This is a genomic window from Paractinoplanes brasiliensis, from assembly GCF_004362215.1.
Lineage (GTDB): Bacteria > Actinomycetota > Actinomycetes > Mycobacteriales > Micromonosporaceae > Actinoplanes > Actinoplanes brasiliensis.
In genome coordinates this window covers 1,153,813-1,180,733 of sequence record NZ_SNWR01000002.1, presented here as the reverse complement: position 1 = coordinate 1,180,733, position 26,921 = coordinate 1,153,813, and the positions used below count along the sequence as shown (strand labels likewise).

Annotated in this window: 25 protein-coding genes and 3 riboswitches; of the genes, 8 read left to right on the top strand and 17 right to left on the bottom strand. The window is 73.0% G+C overall.

Features of this window, described 5'->3' with window-relative positions; translation table 11 throughout:
• Positions 1-4: 4 nt before the first annotated feature.
• The 4 genes from C8E87_RS37480 to C8E87_RS37465 form a co-directional block, all read right to left on the bottom strand.
• Complete coding sequence (locus tag C8E87_RS37480) at positions 5-214, bottom strand: CbtB domain-containing protein (RefSeq protein WP_133878116.1); 210 nt, start codon at positions 212-214, stop codon at positions 5-7.
• A riboswitch (adenosylcobalamin (AdoCbl) riboswitch) is annotated at positions 213-356 on the bottom strand. (Overlaps the previous gene by 2 nt.)
• Positions 353-1,711, bottom strand: a complete 1,359-nt coding sequence (locus tag C8E87_RS37475; protein ID WP_133878115.1) for a cobyrinic acid a,c-diamide synthase CobB — start codon at positions 1,709-1,711, stop codon at positions 353-355. (Overlaps the previous riboswitch by 4 nt.)
• Positions 1,705-2,319, bottom strand: a complete 615-nt coding sequence (cobO, locus tag C8E87_RS37470) for a cob(I)yrinic acid a,c-diamide adenosyltransferase (RefSeq protein ID WP_133878114.1) — start codon at positions 2,317-2,319, stop codon at positions 1,705-1,707. Before cobO ends, C8E87_RS37475 begins: the two co-directional genes overlap by 7 nt.
• Positions 2,319-4,301, bottom strand: coding sequence for a VWA domain-containing protein (locus C8E87_RS37465; RefSeq protein ID WP_133878113.1), 1,983 nt, complete (start codon positions 4,299-4,301; stop codon positions 2,319-2,321). Before C8E87_RS37465 ends, cobO begins: the two co-directional genes overlap by 1 nt.
• A 47-nt stretch (positions 4,302-4,348) precedes the next feature.
• Positions 4,349-4,493, bottom strand: a riboswitch (cobalamin riboswitch).
• A gap of 55 nt (positions 4,494-4,548) precedes the next feature.
• On the opposite strand from C8E87_RS37465, the gene cbiE reads away from it, so the two are divergent.
• Positions 4,549-5,757, top strand: coding sequence for a precorrin-6y C5,15-methyltransferase (decarboxylating) subunit CbiE (cbiE, locus tag C8E87_RS37460; protein ID WP_133878112.1), 1,209 nt, complete (start codon positions 4,549-4,551; stop codon positions 5,755-5,757).
• Complete coding sequence (locus C8E87_RS37455; protein WP_133878111.1) at positions 5,754-6,509, top strand: cobalt-precorrin-4/precorrin-4 C(11)-methyltransferase; 756 nt, start codon at positions 5,754-5,756, stop codon at positions 6,507-6,509. The genes cbiE and C8E87_RS37455 overlap by 4 nt, the downstream gene beginning before the upstream one ends.
• Here the strand turns inward: C8E87_RS37455 and C8E87_RS37450 are convergent, their stop codons facing one another.
• Genes C8E87_RS37450 through C8E87_RS37440 form a run of 3 tightly spaced genes read right to left on the bottom strand, consistent with a single transcriptional unit; the run spans position 6,510 to position 9,549 of the window.
• Positions 6,510-8,012, bottom strand: coding sequence for a precorrin-2 C(20)-methyltransferase (locus C8E87_RS37450; protein ID WP_133878110.1), 1,503 nt, complete (start codon positions 8,010-8,012; stop codon positions 6,510-6,512).
• Positions 8,009-8,674, bottom strand: a complete 666-nt coding sequence (locus C8E87_RS37445; protein WP_133878109.1) for a precorrin-8X methylmutase — start codon at positions 8,672-8,674, stop codon at positions 8,009-8,011. Before C8E87_RS37445 ends, C8E87_RS37450 begins: the two co-directional genes overlap by 4 nt.
• A complete protein-coding gene (locus C8E87_RS37440) occupies positions 8,671-9,549 on the bottom strand; it encodes a ferredoxin-like domain-containing protein (RefSeq protein ID WP_133878108.1) in 879 nt (292 codons plus the stop codon). The genes C8E87_RS37445 and C8E87_RS37440 overlap by 4 nt, the downstream gene beginning before the upstream one ends.
• 45 nt (positions 9,550-9,594) lie before the next feature.
• Positions 9,595-9,775: riboswitch (cobalamin riboswitch) on the top strand.
• A gap of 54 nt (positions 9,776-9,829) precedes the next feature.
• Between C8E87_RS37440 and cobN the strand changes: the two genes are divergently transcribed.
• Both cobN and cobF read left to right on the top strand, forming a co-directional pair.
• Entirely contained in the window at positions 9,830-13,444 is a 3,615-nt protein-coding gene (gene cobN, locus C8E87_RS37435; protein ID WP_239080105.1) for a cobaltochelatase subunit CobN, read from the top strand.
• The gene (gene cobF, locus C8E87_RS37430) at positions 13,441-14,214 is read left to right on the top strand and encodes a precorrin-6A synthase (deacetylating) (RefSeq protein WP_133878107.1); all 774 of its coding nucleotides are present in this window, start codon (positions 13,441-13,443) and stop codon (positions 14,212-14,214) included. The genes cobN and cobF overlap by 4 nt, the downstream gene beginning before the upstream one ends.
• A 48-nt stretch (positions 14,215-14,262) precedes the next feature.
• Here the strand turns inward: cobF and C8E87_RS37425 are convergent, their stop codons facing one another.
• Positions 14,263-15,057, bottom strand: a complete 795-nt coding sequence (locus C8E87_RS37425; RefSeq protein WP_133878106.1) for a phytanoyl-CoA dioxygenase family protein — start codon at positions 15,055-15,057, stop codon at positions 14,263-14,265.
• Positions 15,058-15,152: 95 nt separating this feature from the next.
• Between C8E87_RS37425 and C8E87_RS37420 the strand changes: the two genes are divergently transcribed.
• On the top strand, positions 15,153-16,022 hold the full coding sequence (locus tag C8E87_RS37420; RefSeq protein ID WP_133879200.1) for an AraC family transcriptional regulator: 870 nt from the start codon (positions 15,153-15,155) through the stop codon (positions 16,020-16,022).
• 3 nt (positions 16,023-16,025) lie between these two features.
• On the opposite strand, the gene C8E87_RS37415 is transcribed toward C8E87_RS37420, so the two are convergent.
• The 3 genes from C8E87_RS37415 to C8E87_RS37405 form a co-directional block, all read right to left on the bottom strand.
• Positions 16,026-16,325, bottom strand: a complete 300-nt coding sequence (locus tag C8E87_RS37415; protein WP_203720583.1) for a putative quinol monooxygenase — start codon at positions 16,323-16,325, stop codon at positions 16,026-16,028.
• Between the two features lie 61 nt (positions 16,326-16,386).
• Positions 16,387-17,304, bottom strand: coding sequence for a universal stress protein (locus C8E87_RS37410; RefSeq protein WP_133878105.1), 918 nt, complete (start codon positions 17,302-17,304; stop codon positions 16,387-16,389).
• 7 nt (positions 17,305-17,311) lie between these two features.
• Positions 17,312-18,310, bottom strand: a complete 999-nt coding sequence (locus C8E87_RS37405; protein WP_133878104.1) for an Acg family FMN-binding oxidoreductase — start codon at positions 18,308-18,310, stop codon at positions 17,312-17,314.
• A gap of 187 nt (positions 18,311-18,497) precedes the next feature.
• Between C8E87_RS37405 and C8E87_RS37400 the strand changes: the two genes are divergently transcribed.
• The gene (locus C8E87_RS37400) at positions 18,498-19,187 is read left to right on the top strand and encodes a CBS domain-containing protein (RefSeq protein ID WP_133878103.1); all 690 of its coding nucleotides are present in this window, start codon (positions 18,498-18,500) and stop codon (positions 19,185-19,187) included.
• Here C8E87_RS37400 and C8E87_RS37395 read toward each other — a convergent pair.
• Entirely contained in the window at positions 19,136-19,768 is a 633-nt protein-coding gene (locus tag C8E87_RS37395; protein WP_133878102.1) for a TetR/AcrR family transcriptional regulator, read from the bottom strand. The genes C8E87_RS37400 and C8E87_RS37395 overlap by 52 nt on opposite strands.
• A gap of 54 nt (positions 19,769-19,822) precedes the next feature.
• On the opposite strand from C8E87_RS37395, the gene C8E87_RS37390 reads away from it, so the two are divergent.
• Together C8E87_RS37390 and C8E87_RS37385 are read left to right on the top strand one after the other, a co-directional pair.
• Positions 19,823-20,287 carry an ester cyclase gene (locus C8E87_RS37390; RefSeq protein WP_133878101.1) on the top strand — a complete coding sequence of 155 codons (465 nt, stop codon included), beginning with the start codon at positions 19,823-19,825 and terminating at the stop codon, positions 20,285-20,287.
• A 9-nt stretch (positions 20,288-20,296) separates the two neighbouring features.
• A complete protein-coding gene (locus C8E87_RS37385; protein WP_133878100.1) occupies positions 20,297-20,653 on the top strand; it encodes a hypothetical protein in 357 nt (118 codons plus the stop codon).
• 2 nt (positions 20,654-20,655) lie between these two features.
• Here C8E87_RS37385 and C8E87_RS37380 read toward each other — a convergent pair whose 3' ends face one another.
• Genes C8E87_RS37380 through C8E87_RS37360 form a run of 5 tightly spaced genes read right to left on the bottom strand, consistent with a single transcriptional unit; the run spans position 20,656 to position 26,872 of the window.
• Positions 20,656-21,375 (bottom strand): PASTA domain-containing protein, encoded by a 720-nt coding sequence (locus tag C8E87_RS37380; protein WP_166661405.1) that lies wholly within the window; start codon positions 21,373-21,375, stop codon positions 20,656-20,658.
• Between the two features lie 56 nt (positions 21,376-21,431).
• Positions 21,432-22,520 (bottom strand): CaiB/BaiF CoA transferase family protein, encoded by a 1,089-nt coding sequence (locus tag C8E87_RS37375; protein WP_133878098.1) that lies wholly within the window; start codon positions 22,518-22,520, stop codon positions 21,432-21,434.
• On the bottom strand, positions 22,517-24,514 hold the full coding sequence (locus tag C8E87_RS37370) for a 3-hydroxyacyl-CoA dehydrogenase NAD-binding domain-containing protein (protein ID WP_133878097.1): 1,998 nt from the start codon (positions 24,512-24,514) through the stop codon (positions 22,517-22,519). The genes C8E87_RS37375 and C8E87_RS37370 overlap by 4 nt, the downstream gene beginning before the upstream one ends.
• Positions 24,514-25,719, bottom strand: a complete 1,206-nt coding sequence (locus C8E87_RS37365; protein ID WP_133878096.1) for an acetyl-CoA C-acetyltransferase — start codon at positions 25,717-25,719, stop codon at positions 24,514-24,516. Before C8E87_RS37365 ends, C8E87_RS37370 begins: the two co-directional genes overlap by 1 nt.
• Positions 25,709-26,872, bottom strand: a complete 1,164-nt coding sequence (locus C8E87_RS37360) for an acyl-CoA dehydrogenase family protein (RefSeq protein ID WP_133878095.1) — start codon at positions 26,870-26,872, stop codon at positions 25,709-25,711. The genes C8E87_RS37365 and C8E87_RS37360 overlap by 11 nt, the downstream gene beginning before the upstream one ends.
• Positions 26,873-26,921 lie beyond the last annotated feature (49 nt).

Here is a 26,921-nt window from a genome sequence, read left to right as displayed (position 1 = left end):
GGCGTCAGTGGCAGGGGAAGCCCAGCACGTGCCGCGCGTCGTGCGTCAGCTCGTGGAGGAAGGTGCCCTCGAAGACGGAGAAAGCTCCCTGCTCGGCGCCCACGAAATACAGGACGACGGCGGTGAGCAGCGCGAAGAAGAGTGCCCAGGGGGCGAGCGCGCGTACGGGAACGGTGGGAAGAGCGGCCGGAACGGCCGTGGTCGCCTGAGGCATGACACTCCTTGGGATGCTGCGTCCCGTCAATGGGTGGTCGACCTGGCTGGAGGGTCTGGCTTCGCCGCGAGCGGCGTCACAGTAGCGCGACTGCGCCGGATTCACACCGGCTTCCTTCAGCAAGGTGGACCGACCATATCAGGTATCGGAGCGAACCGATCGGTGCACGGCGTCGGCAAACGACTGGGCCAGGTGCGGGTGCCCGGCCCAGTGCACGTGAAGGTAGGAGGCGCTGAGGCCGGGACCGGCGAACCCGGCGTCGCGGCCCTCGACACGCCAGGCGGGGTGTTCGCCGTGCCCGGGGGTGACGGTGGTGCGGTGGAACTCGTGGCCGGTGGCGGTGGCTCCCCGTTCGCCCAGCAGCTGGTCCGAGCCGAGTTCGGCCCGGACGTACGCGAGGGTGAGCCGGGGCGTCATGACCGCGTCGGCGTCGAGCGCCCCGACCATCGGGTGCCCGTCGACGGAACGGCACAGGTACAGCAGCCCGGCGCACTCCGCGACGGTCGGGACACCGTCGAGGACTGCCTGGCGCAGTTCGTGGCGCAGGGCGGAGTTGGCGCTCAGCGTGGACGCGTGCACCTCGGGGAAGCCCCCGCCGAGGTACAACCCACTCGTCCCGGCGGGGAGCCGCTGGTCGCGGGCCGGGTCGAACGTGACGACGGCGCAGCCCGCCGCCTGCAGCAGCTCGGCCGTCTCGGCGTACCGGAACGTGAAGGCACGCCCGGCCGCGACCGCGACGACCGGTGATCCGGAGCCGGGGCGGCGGATGTGTGCCGCCGGGTTCCACGGCTCCGCGTTCAGATCGGGGGCGGTGCGTGCCACCTGCAGCACGGCGTCGAGGTCGACGTGACGGGAGATCTGCTCGGCGAGCAGGCCCAGGGAGGCGGCCGCCTCGTCGCGTTCGGCGGCCGGGACGAGCCCGAGGTGCCGTGACGGAGCGGTGACACCCTGGTCGCGGTGCAGGATCCCCAGCACGGGCACGCCGGTGGACTCCACCGCGCGGGCCGCCTCGGCGGCGTGGCGCGACGAGCCGGCCTTGTTGAGCACGACGCCCGCGACGGTGATGCCGGGCTGGAACGTGGCCATTCCGTGCACGACGGCGCCCACGCTGCGCGAGGTGTGCGAGATGTCCACGACCAGCAGGATCGGGGTCGCGGTGAGGGTCGCGAGGTGCGCGGTGGAGGCGAACCCGTCGCCGCCGATGCGGCCGTCGTACAGGCCCATGACTCCTTCGACGATCGCGATGTCGGCGTCGCGGGCGCCGTGCAGCAGCAGCGGAACCACGAGGGAGGGGTCGGTCAGGTGCGGGTCGAGGTTGCGGCCGGGGCGTCCGGTGGCCAGGGCGTGGTAACCGGGGTCGATGTAGTCGGGCCCCACTTTGTGCCCTGACACGGTGTGCCCGCGCGCGGCGAGCGCGGCCATGAGCCCGGTCGCGACCGTTGTCTTGCCGTGGCCGGACGCCGGCGCCGCGACGATCAGCCGCGGCAGGCTCACCATTCGATGCCTCGCTGGCCCTTCCGGCCGACGTCCATCGGGTGCTTGACGTGCTGCATCTCGGTCACCAGGTCGGCTGCCCCGACCAGCCGGGGATCGGCCCGGCGTCCGGTGACGACCACGTGCTGACGGCCGGGACGACGGGTCAGCGTCTCGACGACGTCGTCGGTGTCGACCCAGCCCCACTGCATCGGATAGGTGAACTCGTCCAAGATGTACAGCTGGTGCCGTTCGGCCTGGATGCGGCGTTTCACCTCGGCCCAGCCCTCGGCGGCGTCTGCGGCATGGTCCGCCTCGGTGCCGCTCTTGCGGCTCCAGGACCATCCCGAGCCCATCTTGTGCCACTCGACGGGGCCGCCCTCCCCGGTCTGCTCGTGCAGCAACGCGAGCCTTTCCAGGACCGTCTGTTCCCCGATGCGCCACTTGGCCGACTTCACGAACTGGAACACCCCGATGTCCCAGCCCTGGTTCCAGGCGCGCATCGCCAGGCCGAAGGCGGCGGTGGACTTGCCCTTGCCGTTGCCGGTGTGGACCATCAGCAGCGGCTGGTTGCGCCGCTGACGGGTGGTGCTGCCGTCGTCCGGGACGACGAGCGGTTTGCCCTGCGGCATCAGGCCACCCCCGCCCGGGGCGCGGTGGCCGCGCGGACCACCCCGGTGAGCGCATCGGCAGTCACCTCACCGAGCGGCACGTGCTCGGCCCGCAGGTGTGTGGCCAGCTGGGCGGCGAGGCCGAGCCGGAATCGTCCGGTCTCGCAGTCGACGACCACGACCTGGACGCCGCTGGTGGCAAGCGCGGCGGCGGCGCGGTGGGCGCGACCGAGCGGGTCCGGGCCGGAGGTGGCGCGGCCGTCGGTCACCACGACCAGCAGCGGCCGGCGGGACGGATCGCGCAACGCCTCCCGGCGCAGCACCTCCCAGCTGCGTTCCAGGCCCTCGGCCAGCGGGGTCCGGCCACCGGCCGGCAGGTCGGCCAGGCGGCGTGAGGCGACGTCGACCGAGCCGGTCGGCGGCAGGACGACCTCGGCGGTGTGCCGCCGGAACGTCACCAGAGCGACCTTGTCCCGGCGGCGGTAGGCGTCCAGCAGCAGCGACAGCGCAGCGGTCTTGACCTGCTCCATACGGCGGCGGGCCGCCATCGAACCGGACGCGTCCACGCACAGCAGCACGAGGTTCGACTCCCGCCCGACGGTCTCGGCCCGGCGCAGGTCGCCGGGCACGAGCGCGAGGCCGCGACCGCCGCTCAGGCCACCACGGGAACGCTGGTGCGGCGCCGCCGCGGTGATGGTGCCCGGCAGGTGCAGACGACCGCCGGTGGCCGTGCCGCCCCGCAGCCCGGCGACTCGGCCCTGCGGCGTCCGGGCCCGGGACCGGCGGCCGGCCTGACCGTCGCCGGTTCCCTTCACGACGAGCAGCCGGGCACGTGCCGGCTCACCGGCGGAGGCCACCGATGTGGCGCCGGCGGTCTGCGGTTCGGGAGCGGCGGATCCGGGGCCGTTCCCGGCCGGTCCCTCGTGCCCGGTGTCGTCCGGTGCCCCGTTGCCGGGGCCGCCAGGTCCGTCCGGTCCGGGGTCGGGGTCGGGGTTGTCGGGGCCGAGCAGGTCGTCGAGGCGGTCCTGGTCGAGGCCGGGCTCGTCGAAGGGGTTACGGCGGCGGCGGTGCGGCAGCGCGAGGCGGGCGGCGACCCGGATGTCCTCGACCGTCACCAGCGTGCGTCCCCGCCAGGCCGCGTGTGCCGCGGCGGCGCGGGCGGTGACGAGGTCCGCACGCAGGCCGTCGACGTCGAACGCGGCGCACAGCTCGGCGATCCTGGTGAGCGTCTCGTCGTCGAGCACGACATCGGCCAGCGACCGCCGCGCGGCGGCCAGCCGGGCGCGCATGCCGTCCTGCTCCCCGGCCCAGCGTGCGGCGAAGCCCTCGGGGTCGGCGTCGAACGCCAGCCGGCGGCGCACCGCCTGCACCCGCCGGACGGGGTCGCGCGGGGCGGTGACCTCGACGGTCAGGCCGAACCGGTCGAGCAGTTGCGGGCGCAATTCGCCCTCCTCCGGGTTCATCGTGCCGATCAGCACGAACCGGGAGGCGTGCTCGACGGAGACACCGTCGCGTTCGACGCTGACCCGGCCGGTCGCCGCGGCGTCGAGCAGCAGGTCGACCAGGTGGTCGGGCAGCAGGTTGACCTCGTCGACGTAGAGCAGGCCACGATGAGCCCGGGCCAGCAGACCGGGTTCGAACGCGACGACCCCGTCACGCAGTGCCGCGTCGAGCTTCAGCGAACCGGTCACCCGGTCGTCGCCGGCCCCGACGGGCAGTTCGACGAGGCGTACCGGGCGTTCGACGACGGGTGTGGACGCGCCGAAGGGCCCGTCGGGGCAGACCGCCGAGGGATCGTCCGGGTCGATCGAGAACCGGTCGCCCGCGTAGACCCGCACCGCCGGGAGCACCTCGGCCAGGCCGCGCACGGTAGTCGTCTTGGCGGTGCCCTTCTCGCCGCGGACCAGGACGCCGCCGATGAGCGGGTCGATCGCGACCAGGGTGAGGGCGAGGGTCATGTCGTCGGCGCCGACGACGGCACAGAAGGGGTACTGCGCTGGCATGTAGGGCTCCCGCTCGATCTGCCATGGCGGTCCACGACGCGGAGTGCGCCGTGGCTCGGATCGAGGCCGGTCTTCGGACTTCCCAGGTCGATCGCCCGGGTCACCGCAGCGGGCCCTGTGCCGGATTCTCACCGGCTTCCCAGATTCTCCCCGTGACCGCGGTCGTGGGGCACCTCGAACCTGTGCATCACCATAGACGCCCCGGCGGCCGGGGCAAGGGCCGGTGGGCGGGCTAGGGTGCTCCTCCATGGAGGACCGGGTGACCGTCGTGGGGATCGGGGCTGACGGGTGGGTGGGTCTGCCGGAGCCGTCCCGGGCGCTCGTGCGGGCGGCCGCGACGCTGCTCGGCGGGCGTCGGCACCTCGATGCCGTACCGCCGGTCGACGGTCAGCAGCGCCTGACGTGGCCGTCGCCGCTGCGGGACAATCTCCCAGGTCTGCTGGCCGCGGCACGAGGGCCGGTCGTCGTACTGGCCTCCGGTGACCCGCTCGTGTCGGGCATCGGCACGACGCTGCTGGACGTTCTCGGCCGAGATCGGGTGACCATCGTTCCCGGGGTCTCGTCGGTGGCTCTCGCCCGGGCACGTCTCGGCTGGCCGGCCGAGTCAGTGACCACCGTGAGCCTGGTCGGCCGGGACGTACGGCTGGTCGTGCCCGCGTTGGCGGCCGGCCGGCGGCTGCTGGTCCTGTCCAGCGACGAGACGACACCCGCGGCCGTCGCCGGCGTGCTCACCGGGTTCGGCTGGGGGCAGTCCCGGCTGGTCGTGCTCGGTGACCTCGGCGCCGCCGGGGAGTCGTGTGCCGAGACCACCGCTGCCGGGTGGGACGTCGAAGAGGTGCCGCGGCTGAACGTCCTCGCCGTGGAGGTCCGCGGCGCCGGTCCGGGCTGGGCGGCGGGTGGGATGCTGCCCGACGACGCGTTCGAGCACACCGGGCAGATCACCAAACGGGACCTGCGGGCCGGCGCCCTGGCCCGGCTCGCGCCCGCGCCCGGTCAGCTGCTGTGGGACGTCGGCGCCGGCAGCGGCTCGATCGGCGTGGAGTGGATGCGGGCCTGGCCGACGGCGCGGGCGATCGCGGTCGAGTCCCGCCCCGACCGGGCGGCGCTGGTGCGGCGCAACGCGGCAGCCCTCGGCGTGCCCGGCCTGCGTACGGTCGAAGGCTCGGCGCCCGGGGCCCTGTCCGGTCTCGAACGTCCCGACGCGGTGTTCGTCGGTGGCGGGGCCACGGTCCCCGGCGTGCTGGACACGTGCTGGGACGCGCTCGGCGCCGGTGGCCGGCTCGTCGTTCACGGGGTCACCGCCGAGACCGAGGCGGTGCTGCTGGAACAGCACCGCCGCCGGGGCGGGGAACTCGTCCGCCTGCACGTCGAGCGGGCCGAGCCGCTCGGAGGCTTCACCGGCTGGACGCCCGCGCGGGCCGTCAGCCAATGGTCCGTCCGCAAGGGAGAATCGTGACAGTTCACTTCGTCGGGGCGGGGCCGGGCGCCGCCGACCTGCTCACGCTGCGTGCGGTACGCCTGCTCGAGGCCGCCGACGTGTGCCTGTACCCGGGCACCTACCTCGACGCGGCGGTGCTGGATCACTGCCGCGACGACGCGCGGCTGATCGACACCCAGCAGCTCGACCTGGACCGGATCACCACCCACCTGGTGCGGGCCCACGCCGACGGGTCGGAGGTCGTACGGCTGTGTTCCGGTGACCCGTCGTTGTACTCCGCGGTGCACGAGCAGGCACGCCGGCTCGACGCCGCCCGGGTCCCGTGGGACATCACTCCCGGTGTGCCGGCGTACGCGGCTGCCGCGGCCGCCGTCGGCGCCGAGCTGACCGTCCCGGAGCTGGCCCAATCGGTCGTGCTCACCCGCGCGCAGGCCCGGTCCACCCCCATGCCGCCGGGGGAGGAGCTGGCCGCGTACGCCGCGACGGGGGCGACGCTGGCCCTGCACCTCGCCGTCACGCGTACCCGCGAGCTGGCTGCCGGACTGGCTGGGCACTACGGCCACGACTGCCCGGTCGTGGTGGTGTTCCGGGTGTCGCAGCCGCAGGAGCTCATCCTGCGCGGCACGTTGGCCGACATCGGCGACCGGGTCGAGGCCGCGGGCCTGCGGCAGGCCGCGGTCATCCTGGTCGGCCCGGCAGTGGCCGCGGACGTCCGCGGTGGGGAGTCCTTCCTCTACTCGGCCGGCCGCGAGCGCCGCGGGCGCGGCTGATCAGGCGACGAAGCGCGGGCTCCAGACCCGTCCGGCCGCGGTGACCCGGGTGCCCGACGCGCCGACGATCACCAGGCATTTCATGTCGATGTTCCCGGGCTCGAGCTCGCCGAGCGTGGTGACGGTCAGACTTTCGCCGGCGCGGCCGATGTCGCGGCCCACGACGACGACGGTCCGCGGCGACTTGCGCTCCAGCAGCACGTCCCGGGCCCGTGCGACCTGTTCGGTGCGTGAGCGTGAGCGCGGGTTGTAGAGGGCCAGCACCAGATCGGCCTCGGCGACCGCGCGCAGCCGCTTCTCCACGACCTCCCACGGTTTGAGCCGGTCCGACAGGCTCATCACCGCGAAGTCAGCGCCGATCGGTGCGCCTGCGCGCGCCGCGACGGCCTGGACCGCGGAGATACCCGGCACGACCCGTACGGCGACGTCGGTGTACCGGGGATCTTCTGCCGCCTCGAACACCGCCGACGCCATGCCGAAGACGCCCGCGTCACCTCCGGAGACCACGGCGACCCGCTCACCGGCCAGCGCCAGCTCGAGCGCCTCCCGGGCCCGGTCGAGCTCCACCGTGTTGCCGGACGCGTGGCGCACGAGCCCGGGGCGCTGCGCGACTCGCTGCACGTACGGCCCGTAGCCGACGACGTGGCCGACCTCGGCGAGCACCTGCGACGCCTCGGGGGACAACCACCGGTCGGGGCCGGGGCCGAGGCCCACGACGACGACCTCGGCGCCGGGGGCGGGTTCGGGGGCCTCGGCTGCCGGGCGGTCGTAGCGGGAGACATCGGGACGGGTGTCCCCGGGTACCAGCACGATCGAGAAGTACGGCACGGTGGCGGGGTCCACGTCGGCGACCGGCAGCACCCGCTCGGCGGTCATCGACGCCCGTTCGACGTACCAGGACCCGTCGATCCGTCCGGCCTGCTCGAGCGCGGAGCGGACCTTGGCGAACGTCCGGCCCAGCTTCATGATCACCGCCCCGTCGGTGTCGGCGAGACGGCGGGCCAGCTCCGGCTCGGGCAACGTGCCGGGCAGCACGGTCAGCACGTCGGTCTGCCGGACCAGCGGCAGGGCGGTGGTGGCGGTCGCGGCGGCGAAGGCGGGCACACCGGCGACGACCTGGGTGTCGAACTCGCCGGCGAGACGGTCGTGCAGGTACATGAACGAGCCGTAGAGCATCGGATCACCCTCGGCCAGCACGACGACGTCGCGGCCCGCCGTCAGGTGCGTCCGCAGCCGCTCGGTGGACTCGGCGTAGAAATCGGCCATCGCCCCGGCGTACCCGCCCGGGTGCTCGGTGCTCTGGGTCGTGACCGGATAGACCAGAGCCTCCTCGATCACGTCGTCCGGGAACAGCCCGGCGGCGACACGGCGCGCGTTGGACTGCTTGCCGACGCCCTGGTGATAGGCGATGACCTGGGCCGCGCCGATCAGCCGGGCGGCTTTGAGCGTGAGGAGTTCCGGATCACCCGGCCCGACCCCGACGCCGGACAGCCGCCCGTTCACTCCGCCTCCCGGGCGAGGGCGTTCAGCGCGGACGCGGCCATCGCCGAGCCGCCCCGGCGCCCGGTCACCACGAGGTACGGCACGTCGAGCCCGGGGGCGTCGGCGGCGAGGTCGATCAGCGCCTGCTTGGACTCGGCCGCGCCGATGAAGCCCACCGGCGTGCCGATGATCGCGGCCGGTCGTGGCGCCCCGTCGCGCAGCATCTCCAGCAGATGGAACAGGGCGGTGGGCGCGTTGCCGAAGGCGACGACCGCGCCGGCGAGATGCTCGGCCCACAGCGACACCGCCGCGGCCGACCGGGTCGTGCCCCAGGCTCGGGCGAGCTCCGGGACCTCGGGCTCACGCAGGTAACAGCGGACCTCGTTGGCGCGCGGCAGCCGGGCGCGGGTGACGCCGGCGGCGACCATGTGCGCGTCGGTCAGGATCGGCGCCCCCGCCTCCAGCGCGCCCCGCGCGGCCGCCACCAGACCGGGATGGATCACCAGGTTCCGGATGAGGCCGGTCTGCCCGCAGGCGTGGATCATCCGTACCGCGACCTTCTCGGCGTCGGCGGGCACGCCCGTGAGATCAGTCTCGGCGCGGATGGTGGCGAACGAGGCCTCGTAGATCGCCGCGCCGTCGGTGACGTAGTCGTAGCGGCGTGGCGGTGCGGTGAGACTCATGCGTTCTCCAGGTCGGGGACGAGCAGGGTGCGGTGCGGTGTGACAACGATCTCGCCCGCGCCGAGAGCGCGGACTTCGTCCAGCACGGCCGCGTCCACCCGGCCGCCGGGAACGGCGAGGTGTACGGCGACACGGCCGTCATCCTGCACGATCCTGCCGAGTGCGGGTGGGGGAGTGCTCACCCGGGTCCGGTCGGCCCGGTCGAGCACGCTGCCCAGCAGCGCGGCGCCGGAGCCGGGCAGCTCGTCGACGTGCCAGGGCGAGTCCGGCCGGTTCCCGGCGAGTCCGGCGAAGCGTACGGCGAGCCCCGTCAGCGCCGCAGCGGCCCCGTCCAGCCGGACGACGGGACCCCAGGCCGACGTTCCGGCGCGCAGCTGCGCGGTGTCCGGGCCGAGCGCCACGAGTCCCAGGTCGAGGTCACGTTCGACCAGGTCGCCGCGGCCGTCGTCGAGCACGAACAGGAACCGTCCGGTCAGCGCGGTGAGCCGGGGCTCGGCACAGAGCAGGGCGTCGAGCCCGGCGACGACCGGGCGCAGATCGGCGCGGCCACCACTGCGTCCGGTGAGCGGTGAGGCGAGGATGTTGCGGACCAGCTCGTGCGAGGCCGACGGCACCAGCCCGGTCGCGACGATGCCGGCGACGACGGCGCCGGGCAGCCGTCCGCCGTCGTGCTCGATGCCGCGTACCTGCAGGTTGGCGCGGCTGGTCAGGTGGACGGAGCCATCGCCGTACGCACGTGCCACCTCCACCAGTGCGCCCAGCGCCGCAACCGGCACGATCCCGCCGGGGACGCGCACCCGCACGAGCGCGCCGTCGTCGGCGATCCACGGGCGCAGCAGGCCGGGACACAGGTCGCGGCGGGTCCTCTCGGTCACGGCGACATGGTGCCAGAACCCGTACGGGGTGACGCCGGCCGTCGGTGCTACGGTCGTGCTGCCAGTCAAACTCAGCCATGAGCCAGGGAACCCGGTGCGAATCCGGGACTGACGCGCAGCGGTGAGGGTGACGGGCGGGGCACGACGCCACTGGACCACGGGTCCGGGAAGGCGCTCCGTCCGGTTGATCCCGAGTCCGAAGACCTGCTGGCCGCAGATCCGTCTGCGACACGTGCCCATCCAGGCCTCGCGCACAGGCCCCGGACGAAGGAAGACCCCCGTGTCCTCATCGCTGCGTCCGCGCATCGCTCTGCTGTCCACCTCGGACACCGACCTGCTGTCGGCGCGGGCCAGCAACGCGGACTACTCCTGGGCCAACCCCGCCCGGCTCACCGCCGAGCGCCGCGACACCCTGGCTACCGAGGCGGACCTGATCGTGCTGCGGGTGCTCGGCTCGCCCGAGGACGTACGCGACCTCGCCGCGCTCGTCCGCGACACCGGCCGTCCCCTGGTCGTGCTCGGCGGGGAACGAACGCCGAACGCCGCGCTGATGGAGCTGTCGACCGTCCCGATCGGCGTCTGCGCCGAGGCGCACCGCTACCTCGCCGAGGGCGGCGCGGTGAACCTCCGCCAGCTGCACGCCTTCCTGTCCGACACCGTGCTGCTGACCGGCGAGGGTTTCGAACCGCCGGCCGTCCTGCCCGAGTGGGGGGTCAGCCGGCGGCCGGCGGCGAGCGCCGGGCCCCGCGTCGGTGTCCTGTACTACCGGGCACACGAGGTGAGCGGCAACAACGCTTTCGCCCATGAACTCGCCGGCGCCGTCGATGCCACCGGCACAGCCGCCGGCGTGCCGATCTATGTCTCGTCGCTGCGGGCGGCGCCCGACGCGCTGTACGCCGAACTCGCCACCCTGGACGCGATCGTCGTCACCGTCCTGGCCGCCGGCGGCGCCCGGCCCGCCACCGCGAGCGCCGGCGGGGACGACGAGTCCTGGGACGTCGAGCGGCTGCGCGCACTCGACGTCCCCGTGCTGCAGGCTCTGGCGCTCACGTCCGGCAGAGCCGAGTGGGAGGCGTCCGACGAGGGCGTCACCCCGCTCGACTCGGCGTCCCAGATCGCCATCCCCGAGTTCGACGGCCGCCTCATCACCGTCCCGTTCTCGTTCAAGGAGGTCGACGCCGACGGCCTGCCCCGCTACGTGACCGACCCTGAGCGGTGCTCCCGAGTCGCGGGCATCGCCGTCAACCACGCCCGGCTACGGCACGTTCCGCCCGCCGAGCGCAAAGTGGCCCTCGTCCTGTCGGCCTACCCGACCAAACACAGCCGCATCGGCAACGCCGTCGGCCTCGACACACCCGTGTCGGCGATCCGGCTGCTGCGCGCGATGCGGGCCGCCGGCTACGACCTCGGCGACCCCGGCGCCGTCCCCGGGCTCGACCCGCTGCCCCCGGTCGCCGGGGAGGACCCCGACACGACGGCCGGCAACGCGCTCATCCACGCGCTCATCGCCGCCGGCGGGCAGGACGAGGAGTGGCTCACCCAGGCCCAGCTCAACGAGTCACATGTGCGCATCAGCCGGGACGACTACCGGCGCTGGACCGCCCGGCTGCCCGCCGCGCTGCGCGACGCCATGACCGAGACCTGGGGGGAGGCCCCCGGATCGCTGTTCGTCGACGACGCCGGCGACATCGTGCTGGCCACCCTGCGCGCCGGCAACGTCGTCATCCTCATCCAGCCGCCGCGGGGCTTCGGCGAGAACCCGGTCGCGATCTATCACGACCCGGCCATGCCCCCGTCGCACCACTACCTGGCGGCGTACCGCTGGCTCGAACACGGCTTCGGCGCGGACGCGGTGGTGCACCTGGGCAAACACGGGTCGATGGAGTGGCTGCCGGGAAAGAACGCCGCCCTCTCGGCCGCGTGCGCCACCGACGCGGCGATCGGCAGCATGCCGCTGATCTACCCGTTCCTGGTCAACGATCCCGGCGAGGGCGCCCAGGCCAAGCGCCGCGCGCACGCCACCATCGTCGACCACCTCGTGCCGCCGATGGCCCGCGCCGAGAGCTACGGCGACATCGCCAAGCTGGAACAACTGCTCGACGAGCACGCCAACGTCGCGGCCATGGACCCGGCCAAGCTCCCCGCGGTCCGCCGGCAGATCTGGACGCTCATGCAGTCGGCGCAGATGCACCGCGACCTCGGCCTGGACGAACGCCCCGGGGACGAGGAGTTCGACGACTTCCTGCTGCACGTCGACGGCTGGCTGTGCGAGATCAAGGACGTGCAGATCCGCGACGGGTTGCACGTGCTCGGCCAGGCGCCGGCCGGACAGGCACGGGTCAACCTCGTCCTCGCGGTGCTCCGCGCGACACAGGTCTGGGGCGGCCAGAACCGGGCGCTGCCCGGCCTGCGCGCTGCCCTCGGTCTTGCGGAGGACGCCCCGGCATCCGAGGTCGACGCGGTGGAAGCACAGGCCCGCGCCCTGATCGAGGCGATGGAGAAGTCCGGCTGGCGGGCCGGCGCGATCGACGCGCTGCACGAGGACCCGGTGGTACGCGACGTCCTGCGCTTCGCCGTCGAGCAGGTCGTTCCGCGGCTGGCCGCCACCACCGGCGAACTGACCAACGTCCTGCACGCGCTCGACGGCGGTTTCGTCCCGGCCGGGCCCTCCGGCTCCCCACTGCGCGGACTGGTCAACGTCCTGCCGACCGGCCGCAACTTCTACACCGTCGACCCGCGTGCCGTCCCGTCCCGTCTGGCCTGGGAAACGGGACAGGCCATGGCCGAGTCCCTCGTCGCGCGGCACCTCGCCGAGACCGGCGAGCACCCCCGATCGGTCGGCCTCTCCGTGTGGGGCACCTCCGCGATGCGCACCTCCGGCGACGACGTCGCCGAGGTGCTGGCGCTGCTGGGCGTACGACCGACCTGGGACACGGCCTCACGCCGGGTCAACGGCCTGGAGGTGATCGACCTCGACGAGCTCGGCCGGCCCCGCATCGACGTCACCGTGCGCATCTCGGGGTTCTTCCGCGACGCCTTCCCGCACGTCATCGACATCCTCGACGACGCCGTGCAGCTCGTCGCCGGGCTCGACGAACCCGACGAACGCAACTACGTGCGGGCGCACACCCGCCGGGACCTCGCCGAGCACGGCGACCCGCGGAGGGCCACCACGCGGATCTTCGGCTCGAGGCCCGGCTCCTACGGCGCCGGCATCCTCCAGGTCGTCGAGTCCGGCACCTGGCGCGACGACGCCGACCTGGCCGCCGTCTACACCGCCTGGGGCGGGTTCGCCTACGGCCGGGGCCTCGACGGAGCCGTGGCGACCGACGACATGCGTACCAACTACCGGCGCATCGCCGTCGCCGCGAAGAACATCGACTCCCGCGAGCACGACATCGCCGACTCCGACGACTACTTCCAGTACCACGGCGGCATGATCGCCACGGTCCGCGCGCTGACCGGCGCCGAGCCGAAGGCGTACGTCGGTGACTCCACCACGCCCGACGCCGTGCGCACCCGCACCCTGCAGGAGGAGACCAACCGCGTGTTCCGCTCGCGCGTGGTCAACCCGCGCTGGATCGCGGCGATGCGGCGTCACGGCTACAAGGGCGCGTTCGAGCTCGCCGCCACGGTGGACTACCTGTTCGGCCTCGACGCCACCGCCGGCGTCGTCCACGACTGGATGTACGAGTCGCTGGCCCGCGAATACGTCCTCGACGGGACGAACCAGCAGTTCATGCGTCACGCGAACCCCTGGGCGCTGCGCGGCATCGTGGAACGGCTGAACGAGGCCGCCGACCGCGGACTGTGGGCGGAGCCGGACACCGAGGTCATGGCGGACATGGCCCGCGTGTACCTGGAGATCGAGGGGGACCTGGAGGACCAGGCGTGACACGGCGCCTCACCCTGGTCGGGCTCGGCCCGGGTGACCCCGAGCTGGTCACGGCACAGGCGGTCCGGGCACTCAACGAGGCCGACTACTTCCTCGTCGCCGACAAGACCGGACAGCACCCGGGTACTGCCGACCTCATCGCGATGCGCGAGGCGATCTGCGCCCGGCACGTCACCGGTCCCTGGCGGCTCGTGCCGGTGCCCGACCCGGAGCGCGACCGTGCCGGCCGGGCCGAGTACACCTCCGCGGTGCGCGACTGGCACGAGGCGCGGGTGCGGGCCTTCGAGCAGGTCTTGCTGGACAACCCGGGCGATGCCGCGGTGCTCGTCTGGGGCGATCCTTCCCTGTACGACTCGGCGATCCGGGTGGCCGACCGCATCGTCGAACGCGCACGGGTCGACGTCGTGGTGGACGTCGTGCCCGGCCTCAGCAGCGTCCAGTTGCTGGCGGCACGCCATCGGCTCGTCCTCAACGCGATCGGTGGCCCGATCACCATCACGACCGGCCGCCGCTTGCTCGACGACGCGGCGGCACACGACAATCTCGTTGTCGTGCTCGACGGGACGTTGACCTGCCGCCGGCTCCCTGACCCGTCGGCCTGGCGGATCTGGTGGGGCGCGAACCTCGGCTCGCCCGACGAACACCTGATGGCCGGCAACCTGGACGAGATCGCCGACCAGATCTGGTCCCGGCGGACGGCGGCGAGACAGAGCCGCGGCTGGGTCATGGACACCTATCTGCTGCGCCGGGGTCAGCAGCCACACCGGTAGGAACCGACCGCAGCCCCCGGTCCCTCCGACCGGCTGGAGGGAAGGTGCTCAGCGTGCCGGTCCGTGGTGGGCGGACTCCTGTCCGAGGCCCCGGCGGATCGCGATCTCCACAGGGGAGAAGGCGCCGTCGGCCCGGTGCGGGTCGCAGGGCTCGGCCGGCAGCAGCGGGGGCTGGGCCATGAAACGGGGCCGGGTTCCGTGGTGCGGCTGCGCCGCGTGCACCAGGAACGGATGGCACAGGAAGACATCGCCCGGGGAGCCGGTGGCCAGGGTGACGGGCCGGTGGGCGGAGGCCGCGTCCAGGCCGGGCGCCAGGGTGAGCCCGCTCGCCCCGTCCTCGCCGTACGGCTGGAGGATCTTCGGCACGTCGAGGTGGGAGCCGACCCTGATCCGGGTCGGGGCGTCCTGGTCGCCGACCTCGCTGAACAGGAACAGCATCAGCAGCGCCCGGCCGCGGGAGCGCGCGTTCGTGAAGTACCAGCTCTCACCGTCCGGCAGGTAGCTTCCCTCGATGTGCCAGCCCGCGTCGTCCGGTTCCTGCTCGTGCGGGAAACGCAGCGGGAAAGTGCCCAGGGAGTACCGGGGCTCCCAGCGTCCCGGGCCGGCGAGCAGGTCGTACGCGTGGTGCAGGCCCGGGGAGTTGGGCGCCGCGGCGAACGGTCCCTGCGCCATGCCGGGCACCCAGCGCACCGGCTGTGTCCACGTCGCCGGATCGTCCGGGTCGCAGCCCGTCTCCCGCCACAGCAGCCGAGCGCAGTCCGCGGCCACGCGCGGCGCGACGGCGCCTTCGAGCTTCACGAAGCCGTCGCTCAGGAAACGGGAAACCAGGGTCGTGTCGTCCATGCCGCCATCGTGCGGGGGTGCGTCGGCCGGTCGCCCGACATTTCCCGTACGGGTTCTGTCCGATCTTCCTGTGGGAAAGCGCGACCATGGTTGACATGATCGCGGCGCTCAACCGGCTCGTGGACCTCATGGAGGAGGGCCTGACCGGGGACTTCGACGTCAAGCAGGTGGCCCGCACGCTGGGCACGACCGAATACCACCTGCGCCGGATGTTCTCGTCGCTGGCCGGCATGCCGCTGTCGGAGTATCTGCGCCGCCGCCGCATGACCGTCGCCGCCGCCGAGGTCGTACGGGGTGAGCAGGACCTGCTGACCATCGCCGTCCGCCACGGGTACGGCTCGGCCGAGGCGTTCGCGCGGGCGTTCCGGGCGGTCCACGGCGCCGGCCCCTCGGAGGTGCGGCGTGCCGGTGGGCCCCTGCGCACCCAGCCACAGCTCAGGTTCCGCCTGACCGTGGAGGGCAGCGAACGTATGGACGCGCGCATCGTCGACCGTCCGGAGTTCCGGCTCGTCGGGCACGCCGTCCGGGTTCCGCTGGTCCATCACGGCGTCAACCCGCACATCCGGCAGCACATCGCCGCGCTGCCGGCCGAGGAGCACGTACGGCTGAAAGCGCTCGCCGGCGCCGAACCGGCGGGCCTGCTCGCGGTCAGCGACAACCTCGACCCCGACCGCGCCGAGGGCAGCGAGCTGACCTACCTGCACGGGGTCGCCGCGAGCCCGGACGCCGCGGTCCCCGGTGGCTTCGACGTGATCAAGGCGCCGGCCGGCCGGTGGGTGGTGTTCCGGACCACCGGGCCCCACCCGCGGACCCTGCAGGAGACCTGGGCCGCCACCGCGACCGAGTGGTTCCCCTCCAACCCGTGGCGGCTGCGACCCGGTCCCGAGATCGTGGCGGTGCTCGAGCGTACGGAGGACTTCCGCGCAGCCACCTGTGAGCTGTGGCTGCCGGTCGAGCCGGCGTAGCGCTCAGATGCCGAGGCCGCCGACGACGTGCGTCTCGTGGGTGGTGAACTCGCCGGTCAGCAGGGGCATGGCGCGGGCGACGGCGGCCCGGGTCTCGGGCAGCCGCAGTGAGGCGTCGTGCGCCTCCTTGGACTCCCAGGCCTCGGTGACGCGGATCGTGACGTCGTCGCTGGTGTCGAGCGCGACCACGTACAGCCGGCAGCCCGCGGCGCGCAGCCCGTCGGCGCCGGAGGTGAGGATGGCGGCGACGTCGTCGCGGTGGCCGGGCTTGGTCTTCATGGCGTTCTCGTATCCGTAGAGCACCCGATCATCCTGGCATGCCTACCGGGCCGGTTCGACCTGGCAGCGGGAAGCCGATCCCCGCTCAACTCTCAGGATTGTCGTGTGCACGGCCCGGCGTCAGGGCCATCGGTCCCGCCGGCTGCGGGGCGGGCGGGATCAGCGCTGTCGGGCATGTCGAGCGCTGGCCGAGGCGGGGGTCACGGGCGCCGCACAGGAGTTCGGCGAACGTGCCGCTGCGGCCGGTGCCGGCGACCATCAGGCGTCCCCGCCGTAGGGCCCGTTCGATCGTGTACGCGATCTCGAGGTCGTGCACGACCAGGCGTTCGACCGGGACGCCGGGGAACAGGGCGACCACCGGGGCGAGCGCTGCCCTCAGGGCCTGCTCGGCGTCGGCGCGTTCCTTCGCGTAGGCGCCCGCGGGCACGACGGGCGGCGTGCCGTCCTCGGCGCCGGGCCGCATCCACATGTGCACGGCGACGACCGCATTTCCCGTACGGGCGGCGCGCTCGAAGGCGTATTCGAGGGTGGGACCGCCGGCGTGCCGCGCGGAGGTCGCTACCACGACCGGCCCGTCCACCGGCGCCGCGCCGCGGTAGATCATCAGGGGCGAGGCGGTGTGGTGGGCCAGGTACGCGGTGGTCGAACCCCAGGCCGACCGTGGATGGGCCTCCTCGCGGTGCCCGACCACCACCAGCGCGGCCCGTTGCGAGGCCCGGCTCAGGGCGTCGCCGGCGCCCCCTTCGAGCAGCTCGGTGCGGACGGTGAGCCCCGGCACGATCAGGCGGGCGCGCTCGGCCGACAGGGTCAGGAGCCGGTGCGCGTCGGCCCGCGCCGGGATGATCCCGCGCCCGCGGAAGGTGCCGGTGTAGCGGCCGGGCCAGACGTGCGCGATGAGCAGCGGGACCCCGAGCGATGCCGCCTCGGCCGCCGCGAAGTCGATGAGGGCCTGGCCGGGGCGGGTGCCGTTGACGCCGGCCAGCACTGGCTTGTCCGTGTTCATGGCGGCGTCAATCTTCGATCTTGATTACTTCCACGGGGGAACGGCGTGGCGACGGCGGTATGCCCTCGTCGGACTCGACGTAGCCCAGCCGGACGATCAGGTACGGCTCGCCGATGCCGGAAAGCAGCCGGGTCAGCAGCTGCCGGGGCCACGCCACCTCGACGGCCTCACTGATCGGGGCGGTCGCCACCCCCTCGGCGGTGGCTCGCAGCAGCAACGCCGACATGGCCTCGCCGCCGCGCAGCAGGGCGACCGGCCGGTCGGTGTCACCGAAAATGATCGCGTACGTGGCGCCCTCGTCGTGGTCGACGCCGGCGAGCAGGCCGGGGGAGCCGTCGGGCAGGAAGTTGCGGGCGGGCACGCGGCGCAAGCTCGGTTCGACCGCCGTGTTCGGCGGGACGCCGTCGCCGGTCCAGGCCGGGCGGTGCGTCCACATGGTGAGCTCGGTGCGGTGCGGCGGGTCGAAGAAGTTGACGTCCGCCGCCAGGTCGACGGCGACGGCCAGTTCGGGCACCCGATCGCCGGGCACGACGTGCAGGTACGCGCCTTCGGCCTCGACGGCCCGGCGCAGCCCGGCGAGCGTCGCGTCGGACAGCAGCCGTTCGCCGAAGGCACGACGGTCGGTGCGTCGCCGGCCGATGGCAGAGGCCAGCTTCTGGGCATCGGGGTCCGGCTCGGCCCGGCCGGTGATCCGGACTCTCGCCAGCAGGTCCGGCCGCGCGGCCACGGGGAAGCGGACGACCTCGGCGTCCCAGCCCTCCGCGGCCAGGGCGAGACGCGCGTGGTGCAGGGCCCCGCCGCAGCTGAGCAGCAGCAGCCGGCCCTCGGCGTCGGTCACGCCGAGCCGGCGGCCGGGGTCGGACTCCAGCGAGAGGACGTCGCCGGTGAGGCGCCACGTCCAGGGTTGCGTGTTGAACACCGACGGTGCCCGCAGGGAGGCGCGGGCCGCCAGCTCCAGGGCGCTGCGGGCCTCGGCGCGGGTCACGTCGTTCGCCGGCTGGGTCATCGGTAACACCTCCGGAGTCGTGGGATCCCTCCACAGTCGCAGGGCGCGGAGCCTCCGGTCAGGGCCGGGCGGTCCGGCGGAGAGGGACTTAAGCCCCGGCTGCCCCCGTCGGACGGGTCCTTCGGCCCTGCCCGGGCCGGGCCGGCTCGCCATAGCGTCGGCGTACGGGTGATGAGAAGGAGGCACGGTGAAGAGCTGGGGTGTCGACGACGTGATGACGAAGGCGGTTCTGTCGGTGGACGCCGCCGCCACCTACCGGGATGTGGTCGACCTGCTGATCGGCAACCGGCTGAGCGCGGTGCCGGTCATCGACGCGTTCGGCCGCGTGGTGGGGGTGGTGTCCGAGGCTGACCTGCTTCGCAAGATCGAGTATGCGGGTGACGAGGAGCCGCGGTTGTTCGAGGGGCGGCAGCGTCGTGGTGACCGGCAGAAGGCTTCCGCGCGTACGGTGTCGGAGCTGATGACCGCGCCCGCGGTGACGGCGCTGAGCGGCACGTCGATCGCGGCGGCGGCCCGGCTGATGGATCGTGAGAAGGTCAAGAGGCTGCCGGTCGTGGACGACCTGGGCCGGCTGATCGGCATCGTCTCGCGGGGCGACCTGCTCAAGACCCACCTGCGGCCGGACGACGAGATCCTGGCCGACATCGAGGCGGCCGTGCTGCGGCCGTACGTGGACGACGAGAACGCTTCCGTCACCGCGGCCGTGGTCGACGGGGTCGTCACGCTGTCCGGCAAGGTCGACAGGTGGTCCTCGACCGAGATCGTGGAGCGGCTGAGCCGGCAGGTGGCCGGGGTCGTCGAGGTGCGGTCGAGCCTGGCGTTCGCCTACGACGACAGCGAGCTGCCCGGCGTCCGGTTCGGAACGGGCATCGCCTGACCGTGGAGCACACGTAGCGCGTCGAGGGCGACCGCAGTGAGGACGGCGCGGCCGACCCCGGCGCGGCCGAGCAGTTCCATGCCCCGCGTGATGGCGACGAAGTAGACCGCCAGCGACTGCACGTTGGCGTCCGCCGGGATCTCCCCCTGCTCGCGGGCGTGTTCCAGGCATTGGGCGTAGACGCCGGCGAGCTGATCGATGCCGGCTTTCGTGACGGTCGACAGCGGGTCCTCCTCGCCGGTGGACTCGACGAGCGCGCGCGTGGTCAGCGAGACCCGGCGGTCGCTGCTGCTGAACTCGATCGCCATCGTGAGCATGTGCCCGCGGATGCGTTCCAGCGGCGAGGCGTCGTCGTGTCCGAGCGCTTCCGAGACGGCGCGCGTGGCTTCCGCACGGTCCTCGGAGAGCGCCCGCAGGAACAGTTCCCGCTTCCCGCCGAACGCGTTGTACAGGCTCTGTTTCCCCAGGCCGGTTGCCCGTACGAGGTCGTCGAGCGTCGCGGCTGCCAGGCCGTGCACGGCGAACACCTCACCGGCGCTGCTGACGACGTCACTCTCGACGAACTTGCGGGGACGGGCCATGTGGGCAAGACTACGTTATTGACCGTACAGACAAAAACTAGTCCGGGAGCGCACGTGAAGAGCAACGAAGAGGTCGTCCGTGAGGCGTACCGCCTGGCGGAGGGCGCCGTCCTCGACATCCGGGGTTTCCGCGCCCTGTTCGCCGAGGACGGAACGTTCAACGACATCCCGAACGCGCAGACCTTCCGCGGCGACGAGATCCCGCGGGCGCTGACGGGCTTCGCCGGCATCTTTCCCGATATCCACCGTGAGCTGCTGGAAGTGAACACCCTCGGCGATGTCGTCGCGGTCGAGCTGCGGATCCAGGGCACGCATCTCGGCGGGTTCCCGACCCCGGCCGGCGTGATCCCGCCGACCGGCAACCGCATCGACATGCCGGCGGCCGACCTCTGGTACCTCCGCGACGGCAGAATCGAGCGGTTCAACTGCTACAACGCGACCAGCGTGATGCTCGCCCAGATCGGCGCCGCCCCCGACTTCACCGCGGCGATCGAGTCCGCCGGAACGGTCGCCCGGTAGGTTGGGGCCATGGGTGACGGCCGGGTTCTGGTGATCGGGCTCGATCCGTATCGGGTGCCGGGCCCGTGGGATCCGGCGCCGGTGGCCGAGCGCATCGCGGCCGGGATGGCGCGGTTCGGCGAGGCCGGTGTGGACGCGCACGCCTGCCTGTTCGGGCTGGACGGCAGCGACGACATCGAGGCCGTGGTGACCGCCGCGCTGCGCGAGCGGGACTGGGCCGTCGTGGTGGTCGGCGGCGGTGTGCGCGGCGAGCTCGACCTGTTCGAGCGGGTGATCAACCTGGTGCGCCGGCACGCGCCGGGCGCGGCGATCGCCTTCAACAGCGCGCCGGACGAGACGTACGCGGCGGCGGCCCGCTGGCTGTGAGGCTATTCGACGGCGACGGCCTGACCCCGCCGTACGGTGGTGCCGGGTGTGATGTTCTGACTGCTGATCCGTTCGCCGTTCATCGGGCGCAGCACCAGCGTGATGGACTTGGCCGAGGCCAGCTCGATCGCCTCGGCGGGGCTCTTGCCGTTCAGGTCGGGCACGGTCGTCAGGGCCGCCTCGGATTCCTCGAGCAGTTCCCGTACGCGAATGGTCGTCCACAAATAGCTGAGGACGAAACCGGAAATGACGCCGACGAGCACGACCGAGATGCCGATCGCCGCGCCGAACTGGGAACCGCCCATCGGCTCGACCAGCGCGTTGCCGAGGCGGCGGACGCCGGGCACGAGCGAGTTCAGATTCGCTATGCCGAGGCCGACGATGATCGTGGTGAACCAGTCCGACACCTTGACGAAATTGGAATTCGTCAGATATCTCGTGCTGAGCGCGGCCTTGCCCTGGTCGGGCGACGGGGCGAGGTCGGCCAGCCGGGAGCGCGGCATGCCGAACAGGAAGCCCAGGAACGCGCCGACCGCCATCGCCGCCGCGAACACGATGAGCACGGTGGCGGTGACGAAAAGGCCCCTGCGGGTCTGCTCGTCCTCCGACGCGAAACCGGCGAGCACGCCGACCCCGATGATGCCCAGTGCGAGGAAGACGACCGAGCCGACCACGACGGCCTGGATTTTCGAACCGGCTCTGCGGGGAGCTTTCTCAGCCATTGTCTTCCACTTTTCACCGGGGGTGGAGTCGACCGCCCACATTAGAGAACGGCCCGTCACCTGTCCATCGGTAAAGGCGTCCATTCGTCCAGGATCTGCGACACGGTGACAGCCTCCGGCGGGCGCGGGGTTCCGGTTCCCGTACGCCCGAACCGCGGCGCCGGAGCGGGCTGGGTGAGCCCGTCCACGTCGACGAAGGTGTGCCGCGCCCGGTTGTGCGGATGGGCCGGCGCCTCGGCGGGGGAGAGCACCGGCGCGACACAGGCGTCCACCCCCTCGAAGAGGGCCGTCCACTCGTCACGGGTCCGCTCGGCGAACCGGGCCTCGAAGCGCGCCCGCAGCACCGGCCAGCCCGACCGGTCGTACGGGGAGGGAAGGTCTTCGCCCTCGAGGCCGAGCCCGGTGAGCAGGGCCTGGAAGAAGGCCGGCTCGATGGCGCCGACGGCCATGAACCCGCCGTCGGCCGTCTCGTACGTGTCGTAGAAGGGCGCGCCGCCGTCGAGCAGGTTCTCGCCGCGCCCGCCCGGCCACGACCCGCCCGCGATCAGCCCGTGCAGGAACGAGGTGAGCAGGGCCGACCCGTCGACCATGGCCGCGTCGACGACCTGCCCGAGCCCGGAACGCGACCGTTCGACCAGGGCCGCCAGCACCCCGGCGGCCAGCAGCATCCCGCCCCCGGCGAAGTCCGCCAGCAGGTTCATCGGAGCGTGCGGCCGCTGCCCGGCCCGGCCCAGGGGTTCCAGGGCCCCGGCCACGGCGAGGTAGTCGATGTCGTGCCCGGCCCGCGCGGCGAGCGGCCCTTCCTGACCCCAGCCGGTCATCCGGGCGTACACCAGACCGGGGTTGATCTTGTGGCAGGCGGCGGGACCGAACCCGAGCCGTTCCGCGACACCGGGCCGGTAGCCCTCCACCAGCACGTCGGCCCGTTCGGCCAGGCGCAGCAGGTCCCGTACGCCGTCGCCGGTCTTGAGGTCGAGCGTGAGCGTACGGCGGTTGCGCTCGAGCGGCCCCGGCGGCAGACCCGGCCCACCGGGACGGTCCACCCGCACCACGTCCGCGCCCAGGTCGGCCAGCATCATGCAGCCGAACGGCCCCGGCGCCAGCCCGGCCAGCTCGACCACCCGGATGCCGGTCAGCGCCGTCACGCGGGCTCGAATCGCTTGCCGTAGCGGGCCGCCAGCTCACGCGCCCGCCCCTCGAAGTCGTCGTGCTGCTCGGCGAAGCGCAGCACACCGCCGGTCCACGCCGGATAGCCGATGCCGAGGATCGAACCGACGTTGCCGTCCTCGGCCGTGCGCAGCACCCCCTCGTCGAGGCAGCGCCGCGCGTCGAGCGCCTCGGCGAACAGGAACCGGTCCTTCAGATCCTCCAGGGGCACGGCACGGCCCGCCGGTGTCGCCATTTCCACGAGGCCTTCCCAGAGCAGGCCCCGCTTCCCGTTCCCGTACGCGTAGAAGCCGCGCCCGCCGCTGCGCCCCGGCCGCTCGTGCTTGTCGACCATCGCGTCCACGAGCTCGTGCGAGGGCAGCCGTTCGAAGCCGTCGCCGGTGGCCGCCTCGTACTGGCGGCGGATCCGCTGCATCAGCGTGAGGCTGACCTCGTCGGCCAGCGCGAGGGGACCGGTCGGGTACCCGGCCTGCAGGGCGGCGTGCTCGATCGACGGCGCCGGCACCCCCTCGGCCAGCATCGTGAGGGCCTCGTCGAGGAACGTGCCGATCACCCGGCTGGTGAAGAAGCCGCGGCCGTCGTTGACGACGATCGGGGTCTTGCCGATCAGCCGGCCCAGGTCGAACGCCCGCGCCACCGCCGCGTCCGAGGTCTTCTCGCCGACGACGATCTCCAGCAGCGGCATCTTGCCGACAGGGGAGAAGAAGTGCATGCCGATGAAGTCGCCGGGTCGTTGGACGCCCGCGGCCAGCCCGGTGATCGGCAGCGTCGACGTGTTCGAGGCGAGCAACGCGTCCGGGGCCACCACCGGCAGCACCTCCGCGAAGACCCGCTGCTTGAGGGCCGGGTCCTCGAAAACCGCCTCGATCACCACGTCGCAGCCGGCCAGCGCGGCGACCTCGGCCGTGGTGGTGATACCGGGACCGGCGGCGCGGGCGGCCAGCTCGGGCGTGACGTCCCTGACCACGACGTCGAGCCCGGCCTCGGCGCAGGCCTGGGCGATGCCCGCGCCCATCATGCCGGCGCCCAGCACTGCCACCCGGCGCGGCGGCGGCGCCTCGACACGGGGGCGGGCCAGGCCGCCGTTGACCGCTCGCATGTCGAAGAAGAACGCGCCGATCATGTTCTTGGCGATCCGGCCGGTGAGCAGCGTGATCAGGTGGCGGGTCTCGATGACCTGGGCCGTGTCGAAGTCGACCTGGGCGCCCTCGACGGCCGTGGCCAGGATCTTCTCGGGCGCGGGCAGCGAGGCGCCCTTGAGCTGTTTGCGCAGGGTGGCCGGGAACGCGGGGAGTTGCGCGGCGGGCAGCCCGCCGCGGATGCGGTAGCCGTCGCGGTCCCACGGCTGCGCCGCGTCCGGGTTGGCCCGGATCCACTCGCGAGCCTGGATGATCAGCTCGGCCGGGGTGGCGGCGAGCTGGTCGATCAGGCCGTTGGCGAGCGCGTCGGCCGGGCGGAAGCGGCGGCCGGTGAGCAGCCAGGTGGTGAGCGCGGGGGCCAGGCCGAGCATCCGGACCGTACGGGTGACACCGCCCGCGCCCGGCAGCAGGCCCAGCGTGACCTCGGGGAAGCCGATCCGGGTGTCCGGCCGGTCGAGCGCGATCCGGTGGTGGCACGCGAGGGCGATCTCGAGCCCTCCGCCCAGCGCGGCGCCGTTGATCGCGGCCACGACCGGACGCCCGTACGTCTCCAGGCGGCGAAGATCCCACTTGATCGTGCTCAGCAGCTTGAACAGGGCGGGCGCGTCCGCGCGGGTGGCCCGGTACATCGTCGGCAGGTCACCGCCGGCGAAGAACGTCTTCTTGGCGCTGGTCACGATCACGCCGGTGACCTGCTCGCGCTCGGCGTGGAGACGGTCGACAGCGGCCGACATGGCCGCCACGTACGCCTCGGTCATGGTGTTGGCCGGCTGCGCCGGGTCGTTCATGGTGAGCGTGACGACGCCGTCGTCGTCGCGGGAGTAGTCGATCATCAGAGCCTCTCGAGGACGGTCGCGACGCCCATGCCGCCGCCGATGCACAGGGTGACCACGGCCCGGCGCTGGTCGCGGCGTTCGAGCTCGTCGAGCGCGGTGCCGAGCAGCATGGCGCCGGTCGCGCCGAGCGGGTGTCCCAGCGCGATCGCGCCGCCGTTGACGTTGACCGTCTCGGGGTCGAGACCGAGGTCGCGGATGTACTTGAGGACCACGGCCGCGAACGCCTCGTTGATCTCGAACAGGTCGATGTCGTCGACGGTCAGCCCGGCCACCGCGAGGGCCTTGCGGGTGGCCGGGGCGGGGCCGGTCAGCATCAGCGTGGGGTCGGCGCCCGTGACGGCGGCCCCGGCGATCCTGGCCCGCGGCGTCAGGCCCAGGGCCCGGCCTGCTTCCTCCGAGCCGATCAGGACGAGCCCGGCGCCGTCGACGATGCCCGAGGAGTTGCCGGCGTGGTGGACGTGGTCGATGCGTTCCAGCCAGTGGAACTTGCGCAGGGCGACGGCGTCGAAGAAGTCCGTACGGGCGAACGACGGCCGCAGTCTGCCCAGCCCCTCGACGGTGGCGCCGGGGCGGGGGTGCTCGTCGGCGGCGAGGATGTCGAGGCCGTTGGCGTCGCGGACCGGCACGATCGAACGGGCGAAGTGCCCTCCGGCCTGCGCCTTGGCCGCCCTCTCCTGCGACTGCACGGCGTACGCGTCGACGTCGTGCCGGCTGAAGCCCTCAAGGGTGGCGATCAGGTCGGCGCTGACGCCCTGCGGCACGAAGTCGGTGGCCAGCGACGTCTCGGGGTCGAGGAACCAGGCCCCGCCGTCCGAGCCCATCGGGTTGCGCGACATCGATTCGACCCCGCCCGCGACGATCAGGTGCTCCCAGCCGGAACGGATGCGCGCGGCGGCCTGGTTGACCGCCTCCAGACCGGAGCCGCAGAAGCGGTTGAGCTGCACGCCGGCCACGGTGTCGGGCAGCCCGGCCAGCAGCGCGGCGGAGCGGGGGAGGTCGCCGCCCTGCTCGCCGACCGGGGTGACGATGCCGAGCACGAGGTCGTCGACGGCAGCCGGGTCGAGGCTGGGCAGCCGGGCGCGCAGCGCGTCGAGCAGGCCGGTGACCAGCGTGACCGGTTTGACCCCGTGCAGGGCGCCGTTCTCTTTGCCGCGGCCGCGCGGGGTGCGCACCGCGTCGTACACGTAGGCCTCAGAGGACACGGGCCACCAGCTCCTTCATGATCTCGTTGGTGCCGCCGTAGATCTTCTGGACGCGGGCGTCGGCGTACATGCGGGCGATCGGGTACTCCGTCGTGTAGCCGTAGCCGCCGAAGACCTGCAGGCAGCGGTCCACCACCTCGCACTGTCCCTCGGTGAGCCATGCCTTGGCCATGGCCGCGGTGGCGACGTCGAGCTCGCCGCGCACGTGGCGCGCGATGCAGTCGTCGAGGAAGACCCGCGACACCCGCGTACGGGTGGCGCACTCGGCCAGCACCATGCGCGTGTTCTGATGGCCGATCAGCGGCTTGCCGAAGGCGGTGCGTTGTTTCGCGTACGCGGTGGCCAGCTCGACGGCCCGCTGCATCGCGGCCACCGCCCCGACGCCGATGACGAGGCGTTCCTGGGGGAGCTGGCGCATCATCAGGACGAACCCCTCGCCCTCGGCGCCGAGCAGGTTGGCCACGGGCGCCCGGAACTCGTCGAAGAACAGCTCGGCGGTGTCGTTGGCGTGCAGCCCGATCTTGTCGAGCAGCCGGCCGCGCCGGAAGCCGGGGGTGTCGTCGCGCAGCTCGCAGACGATCAGGCTGATGCCGGCCGCCTGCTGTGCCGGGTCGGTCTTGACCGCGAGGACGATCAGGCCGGCCAGGCCCCCGTTGGTGATGAACGTCTTCGAGCCGCTGATCACGTAGTCGTCGCCGTCGCGGACCGCCCGGGTGGTGATCTCCTGCAGGTCGGAGCCGCCGCCGGGCTCGGTCATCCCGATCGCGCCGACCAGTTCGCCCGAGCACAGGCCGGGCAGCCACCGCCGTTTCTGCTCCTCGTTCCCGTACGCGGTGAGGTAGCCGGTCACGATGCCGCTGTGCACCGCCAGGCCCAGGCTGCCCTCGCCGGTGGCCTGTTGCTCGTGCAGCACGACGGCCTCGTGGGTGAAGTCGCCGCCCCCGCCGCCGTACGGCTCGGGAACGCTGAGGCCGAGCAACCCGAGCGCGCCGGCCTGCCGGTAGTGCTCACGGTCGGGGTGGCCCTGCCGCTCGTGGCGGGCGGCGTGCGGCAGCACCTGCTCGGTGAAGAAGGACCGGGCCAGCTCGGCGAGGTCGTCGTGCTCGGGTTTCGACCACGCCGGGGTGTACCCGTCCAGTCCTGGAGTGGGCATGGCACCTACCCTCCCGGCCTGTTGGCAGACTGTCAACAAGCGGATGGCG